General features: G+C 47.5%; 11 protein-coding genes. 7 read left to right on the top strand and 4 right to left on the bottom strand.

What is annotated here, in order from left to right:
- Positions 1 to 143 precede the first annotated feature (143 nt).
- The 5 genes from ntrB to QUA99_RS25575 all read left to right on the top strand — a co-directional run bounded on the left by ntrB (position 144) and on the right by QUA99_RS25575 (position 8445).
- Positions 144 to 1013, top strand: a complete 870-nt coding sequence (gene ntrB / locus QUA99_RS25555; protein WP_333241939.1) for a nitrate ABC transporter permease — start codon at positions 144 to 146, stop codon at positions 1011 to 1013.
- Positions 1014 to 1173: 160 nt separating this feature from the next.
- The gene (locus tag QUA99_RS25560; protein WP_333241937.1) at positions 1174 to 3198 is read left to right on the top strand and encodes a nitrate ABC transporter ATP-binding protein; all 2025 of its coding nucleotides are present in this window, start codon (positions 1174 to 1176) and stop codon (positions 3196 to 3198) included.
- 102 nt (positions 3199 to 3300) lie between these two features.
- A complete protein-coding gene (locus tag QUA99_RS25565) occupies positions 3301 to 4995 on the top strand; it encodes a nitrate ABC transporter ATP-binding protein (protein WP_333241935.1) in 1695 nt (564 codons plus the stop codon).
- Between the two features lie 374 nt (positions 4996 to 5369).
- On the top strand, positions 5370 to 7553 hold the full coding sequence (locus QUA99_RS25570) for a nitrate reductase (RefSeq protein ID WP_333241933.1): 2184 nt from the start codon (positions 5370 to 5372) through the stop codon (positions 7551 to 7553).
- 586 nt (positions 7554 to 8139) lie between these two features.
- Positions 8140 to 8445, top strand: a complete 306-nt coding sequence (locus QUA99_RS25575; protein WP_333241931.1) for an RNA-binding protein — start codon at positions 8140 to 8142, stop codon at positions 8443 to 8445.
- 63 nt (positions 8446 to 8508) lie between these two features.
- Here the strand turns inward: QUA99_RS25575 and QUA99_RS25580 are convergent, their stop codons facing one another.
- Complete coding sequence (locus QUA99_RS25580; protein WP_333343580.1) at positions 8509 to 8811, bottom strand: hypothetical protein; 303 nt, start codon at positions 8809 to 8811, stop codon at positions 8509 to 8511.
- A 126-nt stretch (positions 8812 to 8937) separates the two neighbouring features.
- On the opposite strand from QUA99_RS25580, the gene QUA99_RS25585 reads away from it, so the two are divergent.
- Positions 8938 to 9396 (top strand): phosphate-starvation-inducible PsiE family protein, encoded by a 459-nt coding sequence (locus QUA99_RS25585; protein ID WP_333241927.1) that lies wholly within the window; start codon positions 8938 to 8940, stop codon positions 9394 to 9396.
- Between the two features lie 85 nt (positions 9397 to 9481).
- On the opposite strand, the gene rimM is transcribed toward QUA99_RS25585, so the two are convergent.
- The 3 genes from rimM to QUA99_RS25600 form a co-directional block, all read right to left on the bottom strand.
- Positions 9482 to 10123 carry a ribosome maturation factor RimM gene (gene rimM, locus QUA99_RS25590; protein ID WP_333241925.1) on the bottom strand — a complete coding sequence of 214 codons (642 nt, stop codon included), beginning with the start codon at positions 10121 to 10123 and terminating at the stop codon, positions 9482 to 9484.
- A gap of 177 nt (positions 10124 to 10300) precedes the next feature.
- The gene (locus tag QUA99_RS25595; RefSeq protein WP_006632834.1) at positions 10301 to 10933 is read right to left on the bottom strand and encodes a response regulator; all 633 of its coding nucleotides are present in this window, start codon (positions 10931 to 10933) and stop codon (positions 10301 to 10303) included.
- Between the two features lie 136 nt (positions 10934 to 11069).
- A complete protein-coding gene (locus QUA99_RS25600; RefSeq protein ID WP_333241923.1) occupies positions 11070 to 12323 on the bottom strand; it encodes a molybdopterin-binding protein in 1254 nt (417 codons plus the stop codon).
- A gap of 117 nt (positions 12324 to 12440) precedes the next feature.
- Between QUA99_RS25600 and QUA99_RS25605 the strand changes: the two genes are divergently transcribed.
- Complete coding sequence (locus QUA99_RS25605) at positions 12441 to 13058, top strand: hypothetical protein (protein ID WP_333241921.1); 618 nt, start codon at positions 12441 to 12443, stop codon at positions 13056 to 13058.
- Positions 13059 to 13141 lie beyond the last annotated feature (83 nt).

The following is a 13141-nucleotide window of genomic DNA, read 5'->3' on the forward strand; positions in this document are numbered from 1 at the left end:
TGAGTGTTGACACTTGACAAACGCCTAAAATTGACGGTGTTGGGCAGAGTGAAACGGAGGGCTCGTTCCAGGGGCAAAACCTGCTGAACTCTGTTCAAAGTATCTACAAAAAATCGATTATTCACAATACTGCAAAAACAAAAATGGCAACAAACCTCGCTGTTACTAAAAGCAAAAATCCAGTAAATTTCGTTTTGGATCAGGTTCAAAAAAACCGCCGAAAAATCATCCGCCCGCTGGTAGCAATTACAGTTCTGCTCATAATTTGGCAAATCCTCTGCCACGATCCCTCATCCAGCTTACCGGGGCCAATTAAAGCTGTCCAAGAAAGCTGGAATCTGATTATCAATCCTTTCTTCGACAACGGCGGTACAGACAAAGGCTTGTTCTGGCAAATTTTGGCTAGCTTGCAGCGGGTGGCGATCGGCTTTACTTTGGCAGCAGTTCTCGGCATCAGTTTAGGCATCCTGATCGGCACAAACTCCTTAATGTTCGATGCTTTAGACCCGCTGTTTCAAGTATTCAGAACTATCCCGCCCCTGGCTTGGCTGCCGATCGCCCTGGCAGTATTTCAACAGTTCAATCCCTTTGAAGGCATGGGGGTGAAAGCTAACGAAGTTTCCGCACTTTTCGTAATCTTAATTACCGCCATCTGGCCGATCCTAATTAACACCACAGTAGGCGTTCAACAAATACCCCAAGACTACAGAAACGTCGCCCGCGTCTTGCGCCTCCCTAACCAAAAATACTTCTGGAAAATCCTGCTGCCCTCTTCAGTGCCTTACATCTTCACTGGCTTGAGAATTGGTATCGGTTTGTCTTGGCTGGCGATCGTAGCTGCGGAAATGTTAGTCGGCGGCGTCGGCATCGGGTTCTTCATCTGGGACGCTTACAACAGTTCTAGACTCAGCGCAGTGATTCTAGCAGTGCTTTATGTAGGAATCGTCGGTTTGATTTTAGACAGAATAGTTGGTTTCATCGCTTCCAAAGTTGTTCCCGAAGAACAGAAATAGAATTTGGGCATCGGGCATCGGGCATGGCGAATGGGGAATGGGGAATGGTTGCCAACTACAAACTGGTAGAAATTAGTTGTAAATTAATGCCCAATTCCCAATGCCCAATTCCCAATTAATAATCAGCATCATACAAATTACAAACTAACCTAAAATTACCATGTCAGTATTTGTTGAAGTAGACCACGTTGACCGCGTATTTAACTTGCCTAATGGAGAGCAATACATCGCTCTTAAAAATATCGAACTGAAAATAAAAAAGGGAGAATTCATCACCTTAATTGGGCACTCTGGCTGCGGCAAATCTACGCTGCTAAATATCATCGCCGGCCTCGACAAAGCAAGTCAGGGCGGGATTACTTTAGAAGGGCGCGAAGTCCGCGATCCAGGCCCGGACAGAATGGTGGTGTTTCAAAATTACTCGCTGCTACCTTGGCTGACGGTACGCGAAAATATTGCCCTAGCAGTAAATGAAATTTACAGCGGTAACTCTAAAGAAGATCGCGAGTTGGTGATCGAACACCACATTAAATTGGTCGGACTCGGACACGCGGCCGACAAACGCCCGGGCGAAATTTCTGGGGGGATGAAACAAAGAGTTGCGATCGCCCGCGCCCTGGCGATTCGCCCGAAATTGCTGCTGCTAGACGAACCCTTCGGAGCACTTGATGCTTTAACTCGCGGCGGTTTGCAAGACCAGTTGATGAAAATTTGCGAAGAAAGCAAAGTCACCAGCGTGATGGTAACTCACGACGTGGATGAGGCTTTATTACTGAGCGATCGCATTGTAATGCTCACCAACGGCCCGGAAGCGCAAATCGGGCAAATCCTCGAAGTGAAAATTCCCCGCCCCCGCAAGCGCATGGAAGTTGTCAACCATCCGAGTTACTACGCGCTGCGCAACGAAATGGTTTACTTCCTCAACCAGCAAAAGCGGGTCAAACAGCGCCGGGCCAAACAACAACCGCCTGCGATCGCCCGCAACGGCTTGGAAAAAATCAACCTCGACATCGGCTTTATTCCCCTCACCGACTGCGCGCCCTTAGTTGTAGCCAAAGAAAAAGGATTCTTCCAAGCCGTGGGCTTGGAAGAAGTTACTCTCAGCCGCGAACCTAGCTGGAAAGCGATCGCCAAAGGAGTCGCCGAAGGACGGCTGGACGCGGCGCAAATGGTCGCAGGAATGCCGGTCGCCATGCTGTTGGGCCTGGACGGTGAAGCCCCTGTGCCCGTCTGCAGCGCCCTCACCCTGTCTCGCAACGGCAATTCGATAGTTTTCAGCAAACACCTTTACCAACAAGGCATTCGGACATTAGAGGATTTCAAAGCTGCGATCGCCAAGACTCCGGATAAAGTTCACACCTTGGGCACGGTACACTCGGCCTCCATGCACAACCTGCTGTTCCGCTACTGGCTGGCCGCCGGCGGCATCGACCCCGACCTCGACGTGGGCTTGACCGTGATTCCCCCCCCGCAGATGGTATCGAATTTAAAAGCAGGCAACATTGACGGCTACTGTTCGGGCGACCCCTGGAACTCCCACGCAGTCAACAGCGGTACGGGTTTTGTTATGGCCCGTTCCCTCGATATTCTGCCCGGACACATCGAAAAAGTTCTCGGTGTTACCGAAGATTGGGCTCAGAAATATCCTCAAACTCACCTCGCCCTCGTCAAAGCGCTTTTGGAAGCCTGCGACTACTGCGACGACCGCCGCAACCGCGAAGAAGTCCTAGAGTTGATTAGCCAAGGACAATACATCGGTGCCGATCCCAAAGACATCCGTCCGGGGTTCCTCGACCCGTACAACTCCGGTACGGAGGCAGAACCAGAAATGCTCTACAACTTCAACCAGTTCTACGTTGACAAAACCAATTGTCCAGACCGCCTAGAAATGGTGTGGGTGATGGCGCAGATGGCTCGCTGGGGACTGATTCCGTTCCCGAAAAACTGGGTGGAAGTGGTCGATCGAGTTTTGCGGCCCGATGTTTTCGGTCAAGCAGTGCGCGAATTGGGTTTGCCGGATATCGCCAGAGATCGCCGGACGATCGAGCTATTTGACGGCACTGTATTTAATCTAGACGACCCGATCGACTATCTTCACAATGTCAAAATCAAGCGCGCCGTCCGCATTGAAGAAATCTTAATTGAACAAATAGGCAGTCAGTGTTCCATCAAACTGCCAGCATAACCAGCAAATAGGAAGGGAATCAGGAGCAAGAAATCAGGAAACAAGACTCCACATTTCCCGCTTCCTAACTCCCTAATTTCAAATTCTCAATCGAAAGTTGTCATGTCTAATTCCCCAACCCAAAATCCCCCTCCTGAAAATATGCAAACTCTCAAAACCCCCCAAACAACCAAAATTCAAACGGACAAGCCAGACTTTCTTACTATTAAAGACGTATCGAAAGTCTACGAAACTCCTAAAGGCCCTTACGTCGTTCTCGACGGTGTAAACCTGACTATTAATGAAGGCGAATTTATTTGTTTGATCGGTCACTCTGGCTGCGGCAAATCAACTTTGCTGAACATGATCGCGGGATTCAACGGCCCGACAAACGGAGAAGTGGCCCTGCAAGGTTCGCGGATTACTGAACCAGGCCCCGACCGCATGGTGGTGTTTCAAAACTACTCGCTTTTGCCGTGGCTGACTGCTACTGAAAACATTCACCTCGGCGTTGAAAATGTTTACCCGGAAAAGTCCGCAGACGAACACAATACGATCGTCAAGGAACACTTGGAATTAGTGGGGCTGACCGAAGCTTGTAACAAAAGACCGGGCCAATTGTCCGGGGGGATGAAACAGCGGGTGGCGATTGCCCGAGCTCTGGCAACTCAACCCAAACTCTTGATTTTAGACGAACCTTTCGGGGCTCTAGACCCAATTACGCGGGAAGAGTTGCAGGAAGAATTGCTGAAAATTTGGCGGCAGCACAAAATTACCGTCATTATGATTACTCACGATATTGACGAAGCGCTGTTTTTAGCCGATCGCATCGTGATGATGACCAACGGGCCTGCTGCTTCCATCGGCGAAGATATGCACGTTCCGTTCAGCCGTCCCCGCAACCGGGCGCGGATTATGGAAGATCCGAAATACTACGAACTGCGGAACTTTGCTTTGGAGTTCCTGTTTTCTCGCTACGCGCATCACGAAGAAGGTGAAGCAACGGACTCGGAGACAGAAGCCGTCGCGCTACCGATGCCATTACCTGCTAGCAAAAAGCCTGCGCTTGCGGAGACTGCTAACAAGCCGATCGCACCTGCACCCTTTGTGCCTCACGCTGCCGAACCCCGAGAAGCCTCGCCGATCAAAGGCGGCATTCTGGCAGTTTCCTGGTTGGTAGCAATGGTTACTTTAGCTGCGGTCAATATGTCGGGTATTTCCAGCCAGCTAAAGCAAGCGAAACTAGCAGAAACTGCACCGCAGGCGGCGACTGCGGCGGCGGTTGTGAGTTCTCCCCCCAGCCCGCAAATTGCAGCAAGTTCGATCGCGCCGAATGCCAGCCCTGCACCCATCGCTGCTGCTGCCAGTCCTGCACCCATCGCTGCTGCTGCCAGTCCTGCACCCATCGCTGCTGCTGCCAGCCCTGCACCCATCGCTGCTGCTGCCAGTCCTGCACCCATCGCTGCTGCCGCGACGGCTGCCTCGCCCAATGCAGCAACCAGTGCCACATCAGAGATTTCTGACCAAGCCGAACTTGATGCGATCGGACAGAAGTTGTATGCACAAATCGACCAAAAGTGGAGAACAATTCCGACATTTACCGAAAGTTTGACTTATCGAGTCAAAGTGAAACAAAACGGCGATATCCTACAGTTCGATCCCACAAATAAAGCAGCTAAAGATTTCCTCACAGAAACTCCTTTGCCGGTTTTGCAAACTCCTGCCGGTGCCGCCGCAGGCGCTGAAAAAACTGCTGAATTCCAAGTAACTTTTAGCCCCAACAACGGCGGCGTATTAGAAGTTAAAACAGGGAAGTAGGCGACATAATACTGCGGCACTAAATCTCTGATTGATATCAACAACCAAGTCAAAAGTAGTATCTGCCCGCTGTTTGAGTCCTGCAAAGATTCTTCCTAGCCCCCCAGACTTGGGGTGACAAGATTTAGGTCAGGAGTCCCTCTATTTGAGAGGAATTTAGGAGCAGCGAGAAGCTGGCTACAACCCAGATCGATCGCGAGTTTTAGTAAGAGAGCGGTTAACTTTAAATCAGGGTATTGTCCGTTGTTGTAAAGCATTTTTGCGGTAAGTTAGTAATTATTGATACATTATTTGCAGGAGCCCTCTGTTCCGATTATAATGACGAATTACCAATTACCCATTAGCTTTCAAAAATTAGCATCTAAAATCACCAGATGGAAACTATAAAAACTCTTTGCCCATACTGCGGTGTAGGTTGCGGTCTAGAAGTTGTTCCTGACACAAAACAAAATTGGAAAGTCCGGGGCGATCGCAATCACCCATCAAGTCAGGGCATGGTTTGTATTAAGGGAGCAACGGTAGCAGAGTCGATTCGGAGCGATCGGCTACTTTATCCGATGATGCGAGATGCTCTCGACCAACCCTTCCGCCGCGCTAGCTGGGACGAAGCTCTCGATGCAATTGTTAACCGCATCCAAACAATTCGCAGCACCAGCGGCCCCGATGCTTTGTGCGTTTACGGTTCGGGTCAATTCGTTACAGAAGATTATTATGTTGCCCAGAAACTCATCAAAGGTTGTCTGGGTACAAATAATTTTGATGCGAATTCTCGCTTGTGTATGTCTTCAGCAGTTTCGGGATACGTTCAAAGTTTTGGTTCGGACGGGCCACCTTGCTGTTACGAGGATTTAGAATTAACAGATTGCGCTTTTATTATCGGCAGCAATACAGCGGAATGCCATCCGATTGTGTTCAACCGATTAGCAAAGTACCACAAAAAACATCCCAATGTCAAGATGATTGTGGTAGATCCGAGGCGGACTCCGACTGCTGAAGCGGCCGATTTGCACTTAGCAATTAAACCGGGTACGGATATAGATTTGCTTAACGGAATTGCATATTTGCTGTTGCGCAGGCAAGCAATAGATCCTGAGTTTATTCAAGAATGCACGGCGAATTTTTCAGCTTTTGCTGAGGTGATTAACAGCTACACGCCGGAGTTTGTAGCATCGCGCTGCGGCATTACTGTGGGCGAGTTAGAAACGGCGGCAAACTACTGGGAACAGTCGCAGCGGGTTTTGTCCCTGTGGTCGATGGGAATCAACCAGTCCTCCGAAGGCACGGCAAAGGTGCGATCGCTGATTAATTTGCACTTGATGACCGGTCAAATCGGCAAACCGGGATGCGGCCCGTTTTCCCTGACCGGCCAGCCAAACGCGATGGGAGGGCGGGAAGCTGGAGGACTGTCTCACTTGCTCCCAGGCTACCGGTTTGTGAAAAATGCCGAACACAGAACCCAAGTCGAGGAGTTTTGGGGAATCGCACCGGGAAGTATTTCCCCGAATCCGGGCCGCACAGCTTGGGAGATGATTACCGGTTTGGAAACTGGCGATGTCGAGTTGCTGTGGATTGCAGCTACAAATCCGGTAGTTAGTATGCCGGATTTGGAACGCACGAAGGCGGCTTTGCTGCGATCGCCCTTTACTATTTATCAAGAAGCTTACTATCCCACTGAAACGTCGGCCTACGCTCACATCCTGCTGCCGGCAACGCAGTGGAGCGAAAAAACCGGAGTAATGACGAATTCCGAACGTCGCGTTACGTTTTGTCCCGGTTTCGACACTCCCTCCGGAGAAGCGCGCGACGACTGGAGGATTTTCGCTGAAGTGGGCCGCCGATTGGGTTTTGCCGAACACTTTGCTTTCGAGAATGTTGGTGACGTATTCAAAGAGTACGTGCAGTTGACAGAAGGGAGGCCTTGCGATGTAACTGGCCTGAGCCATGAGTATTTGCGCCTCCAAGGCCCCCAGCAGTGGCCTTGCCCGGAAAATCAGCCTGTGCCTCCCGGGAAGGAAGCGAAACGGCTGTATACCGATCGGCGTTTTCACACGGACGACGCGCGGGCGAGATTTTCCGCCTATCACTCCCGGGGACTGTCAGAACCTCCCGATCCGAACTATCCGTTTGTGTTGACCACAGGGAGACTTTACGGACACTGGCACACGATGACGCGCACGGGTAGAACAGAAAAAATTAATCAATTGCACCCCGATCCGTTTTTGGAAATTCACCCGCGCGATGCTGCCAAATTGCAGATTAAGGAGGGGGATTTGCTGGAAGTTCGATCGCGCCGCGGCAAGTCGCAGTTTCCGGCAAAAGTCACCAAGGCGATCGCGCCCGGTACTCTATTTGTACCGATGCACTGGGGTTATCTGTGGGCCGAAAGAGCTGAAGCCAATGCCCTGACTCATTCTGCAAGCTGTCCAGATTCCAAACAACCAGAGTTAAAAGCTTGTGCGGTACAGTTGGTGCTGGTTGGCGCAGAAACTGCGGGGGAAGTTGTCGCTGAAGTTGGGGAATTTAATTGGGCAAAATCTACCCTCGCCGTCACTTCTTGAGCTGGGGTCTAACTATGGGATGTTAAAACTCACATAAGTAGGCCGGCGCTGTAAAACGCAACTATGTAAACGATCGTTAAGTATCAAAATGCCAAGAAAGCAGAACTAGGAGACCCTGTTTACATAAAGTTACATAGTTCAGTTTAAGCCCGCCGACCTACTTAGTGCTACCAAGGTCATGACCTTGGTTTCTTGGCAAAGACTCACGTAAAATCCAAGTTTTTTGTCAAAAAACTTGGTTTCTGAGCAGTTGCTGAGGCACGATCGCAGGGTGCTCTACTGGACTCAAAAACTCTGTCGAGCGAGCAATTTTGAGCCATTACGCACCCTAAAAGCTAGGTTTCCCCGGCAGAACCCGGAACAAGGAAAATTAAATTATTCTGAGTTTTTCCTTCTTTAATTCGGGGTTTTTCCTTCTGATGAATGACTTCTGCCTTCTTTGTAATTAATCGAGTCAGACAATTGCAGTTTGCACCTGTATGTGCTATGATGTTTTTATAAGGCTTTATTTTCGGCAGTACAGTTCGTTCGATCGGCGTTCCTCCGGATTTAAATCTCTACACCCTGTAATTCTGGAGAATGTTCAATGTCAATCTATGTCGGCAATTTATCCTACGAAGTAACGCAGGAGCACCTCAACCAAACTTTTGGAGAGTACGGAACAGTAAAGCGCGTTCAATTGCCTGCTGACCGGGAAACAGGTCGGATGCGGGGCTTCGCTTTTGTAGAAATGTCTACTGAAGCAGAAGAAGCCGCAGCCATTGAGGCTCTTGACGGCGCTGAGTGGATGGGTCGCGACCTCAAGGTCAACAAGGCAAAACCCCGCGAAGAACGCGGTAACAGCGGTAACTGGGGCAACAACGATCGCGGTGGCAATTCTCGTCGCTACTAAACCACCCCAGCTAAATTTTTAGCTCTCTTGTGTTTTCGGTCGGAGCGAGCCTGGAGTCAACAATTATTGTCTGTTGAGAATAGTAGATTCTGCGATCGCACCGTTTATTAAAGTCCTCAAAATATTGCTAGCCAATAGTTTGAGGATTTTTAAGGGCAAAATTTTATTAATTAGGAGTTCGATCGCGTGCGATCGATTCCTGACAGAAATGAAAAACTCTAAAATACAGCATATTCCATGTAGATGTAGATCGCGATCGACCGGGTTTCGAGCAACAGAATCAGTAATGATGCCAAAACTGTAAAGAAACCCGGTTTCTGCGGTGTACTTCATAAACCTGGAATAGGCTGTATAATCGGCAGGCATAGCCGCCGCAGCCACCTTCCCCACAGCCTGGTGGCGCGGTGAAACGAAGCAATCGCAGAGTTGGGCGCTTGCAAACTGTACGGAACAATGACAGAATTATCAGTGAATGATGACTAAATCACTGGTATGCTGAAAAAAATATTTAGGCAAATTTCTAGGTTAGGGAATGAAGCAAATTTTCTGCATTTTACAGAAAGTGTAGAAGTAATAATATCCAAAATTTTATCACTGGCGATGATTTTGGTAATTATCGTCAGCGTTTGCGATTTGCTGGTTTTTTTAGCAAAAGAATTGGTAAACCACACGGATAATTTGTTAAAAGACACGTTGTTTGCCATATTTGGGTTGTTTTTAAATGTTTTAATTGCTCTGGAAATATTGGAAAATATTACAGCTTATCTCAAAAAGCACGTAATTCAAGTAGAGCTAGTTATTGTAACTTCTTTGATAGCCGTATCTCGAAAAATCATCATTCTTGACCTGGAAAAGAAAACCGCAGCCGACTTGATTGGTTTGGCGATTGCAATTTTCGCGCTTTCCATCAGTTACTTGATAGTGCGGTACACCAATCAAGAAAAAGATTAATATCGGGAATTAGGAACCGCCTCGCCGAAGTAGGGGGATTTTTTAATAACTAATATCATGTCCGGTCGAGCGACCGGATATGATATTATTCCAATAAACCAGGAGGAGGCACAATTTCAATTCGCCCTTGTTCTAAGTCAACAACTGGCACAATCTCTTCCACAAAAGGAATCAATATTTTTGTTGATTTAGGCTCTTTAACGCGAATTTTCCGTGGTTTGCGGGTATTTCTAGGGTCAGCGTTGGCTTGGGGAGTTTCAGGATGTTTTGGCTTTTCTAATTCTGCGGCGACAGTTTCCGACGCCGTTAGATTAGTTTCTACCTCTAAAAGGTCGTTACCTGCGGGAATAATATCACTTACCGTGCCTAAAATTTCCCCGGTTAACTGGTTAAAAACTTCCATACCGATCAAATCTTGGACGTAAAACTCATCAGATTCGAGGTAAGGTCGATCGGTCTTTTCAACAAACAACTTGCAGCCCCGCAGCGCCTCAGCACTATCGCGGTCTTCCACACCCTCTACCTCTACAGCATACAGCCCTTTGCCCGGAATGTAGCGACCGCCCAAAAACTCGATCGGTTCCGGTTCACTTTTGTTAGGGCGCAAAATCCACCGCTTCCCCGGTTCGATAAACCTTTCCGGGAAATCAGAATCGGGATAGACTCGCACTTCCCCGTCCAAACCTTGAGCTGCTACAATTTTACCGATTTCTATCCACTCAGACATACATTATATCACTCAAATTGCTAGTAATTGATAATGGGAATTTGGTATTTGGAATTGGAAATTAGCAATTGGGAATTGGTCACTGAAAAACCTTGAATTATTTTTATTCGTTCTTCCTTCTTCCCTCTTCCCTACTGCCTCTTCCTTCTTCCTTCTTCCTTCTTCCTTCTTCCTTCTTTACACCAATCCAGTTCTCAGCGCTACAACTGCTGCTTGCACGCGGTCATCCACTGCCAACTTATTCATAATACCGCGAACGTGAGTTTTAATAGTATTTGGACTCAAGTAAAGCGCCGCTGCAATTTCGGGATTGCTGTTACCTTCCACCATTAATTTTAACACCTCCAATTCCCGCTGCGACAACTGACCAAAAGTAGTTGTAGAGGCAGGGATCGGGGGTTTGAGGTGTTCGATGACAGTCCGCGCAATTTGAGGGTCAAGATATGTAGCTCCCTCTGCTGCGGCTGCAATCGCTGCTAACAGCCTGTCTACAGAAGCACCTTTAATACAATAAGCATCAGCACCACTAGAAAGGGCAGCAATAATTTCAGTTTCTGCCGTGTGAGAAGTTAACATTACTACTCGAACTTCTGGCAGTTGTGCTTTAATTTGCTGCGTCGCTGCTATGCCGTCCAGCCGCGGCAAACCGATATCCATCACAATAATATCAGGTTTGAGTTTCAGTGCGGCTGCTACGCCTAAATAGCCATCTTCTGCTTGTCCTACTATTTCTATTTCTGGGGAATCGGCTAAAACTTGCTCTAATCCCAGTTGCATCATCGGATCGTCTTCAACAATTAAAATTCTCATAATATGAAGGAAGTTCGGCAACGGATTGTGTAACGGATGTAACGGATGTAACGGATGGAAGTCGGAAGAAGGAAGAAGGAAGATTACTTAGTTGTTAATATTTTACATAAACTTATACCGAACCAATAACAACTAACTAATGACTAACTTTTAAAACTTCCACGAATTCGCCTGGTAAAATCCAGGTTTCTGCTGGTGGCAAAACGGCTAAACCACTTGTATTGGCGAGGTTAATTAAATTCGCTGAATTTTGGCTGCCGCTAGCAGGTTCAAATTCCCACACTCCCGCAACTAAATGTAGTTTACCCCAAACATAAGTTTCGCGCCGGCCAGGCGATCGCAATTCAGCATTACACCTAGCTTTGACAAACTCCGGTCCCCAAGCATCCGCGCCAAGCCCAGAAATTTTTCTCAAAGCAGGCACAACAAACCGCCAACAGCAGACTAAAGCCGAAACCGGATTTCCCGGCAAACCAAAATAGAGACAATCCGAATTTTTTTCACCTCGTTTAAACTCAGCAACCGTTAAAGGTTTACCCGGCTTAATCGCCACAGAACTAATGTGAATTTTTCCTCCCAACTCTGCCAATATTTTCTCAATATAATCGTAGTCTCCAACCGAAACGCCGCCCGTAGAAAGAACCACATCCGCCGTAGCAACAGCCCGGGATATCGCCTTGTTTAACGCCTCTTCATTATCAGGAACAATGCCCAATCGAATCGGTTCAAATCCCATTTGTGCCAACAAAACTGTCAAAGCATACTGATTCGAGTCTACCAGTTTCCCCGGTGCCAAAGGTTCGTCTGGCGATATCAATTCGTCACCAGTAGAAAAAATGGCCACCCGCAGCCGCCGATAAACGGGAACTTGAATGCACTGGGCAGTTGCTAACACCGCTATTTCTGGGGCTTTGATAGCTGTACCGGGAGTTAGCAAAGTTGTTCCTGCTTGATAAAAAGCGCCTTTGTGCCTGACAAATGCTTGCGGTTTTTCAGGAGAAACTAAGATAAAAATACGATCGCCCTCACGCCTTGTTTCTTCCTGCATTACAACCGTATCAGCACCGGCAGGCATCACCCCACCCGTAAAAATTCGCGCCGCTTGCCCCGATTTGACGGTATTTTGAGGCTGATATCCGGCTGGAATCTCTTCTACTACTTCGAGTACCGCTGGTTTTTCGGCGCTACAGTTTTCCACATCCGCAAACCGCACCGCGTACCCATCCATTGCTGAATTATCCCAATAAGGAAAATCGAGAGAACCAGTGACGGGTGCCGCCAAAATGCGCCCCGATGCTGCCAGCAAGTCTACAGTTTCTACATCCCGCTGACTGTCGAGGGGTTGCGCCAAATTTAGAACGATCGATTCTGCTTCCTTCACTGACAGCATGACTGTCTCCTTGTTTTGATTGCACTCTTGATTAAGTTTAGCAAAATATCCAGATATAGTGGTGATATAATTTTTTTGTATTTGGGCAGTAAACCTAATTTGTGGTATTAATTGCTTATGACTATTTCTCGCTTTGTTGTTCGACTAAATTGTTCATCCTTCTTCCTAGTGGCGCTGCTGATAATTTTTACTCAACTTTCCGGCTTAAAAGTCAGCGATTTATTCTTTCACCCTTATTTTTCCCCCAATCCCCATGTCGCCTTGTTAACTCGGACATTCCAGATTTTATGTTCTGTACCAGTCATTGTTTGTACTTTCACCTATGGATTAGCTCAAAATATTCAACCGCGCCATTCAGAAAATCGATTTATTCTGTTCTCGGCTTTGTTAACAGGTGGATTTCTCCTAAATGAAATTTACAGAATTCATATATATATGATAGCACTGGGAATTCCTAAGGTAGGAGTAAGTCTTTTGTACGCCGTTGTTTTGTCCTCCTACGGATGGTTTTTTCGGCGAGAACTGCAGTTGACTCCCTACCAAATACTGTTAGCTGGTTTGGGCTTGTTGTTTTTTGCGATCGGCGTGGATTCCCTGCATTTAAAAAACAAGCTTTTTTCCAGCTTACTAGAGGGATTACCTAAATTGTTTAGCGAAATTAACATTGCATTTTATTATTGGTATGTCTGTCAATGTTTCCTCCAGAAAGCTTTTTATCAAACTATTGATAGCTAGTGAACGCAGGGTAAGCTCATCTAATTTAGTATAAATTGTACTTGACAAAAAGACAAATATAAAAAATGTGGTATTTACGTATT

The sequence above is a fragment of the Microcoleus sp. F10-B2 genome (genome assembly GCF_036704965.1).
Lineage (GTDB): Bacteria > Cyanobacteriota > Cyanobacteriia > Cyanobacteriales > Microcoleaceae > Microcoleus.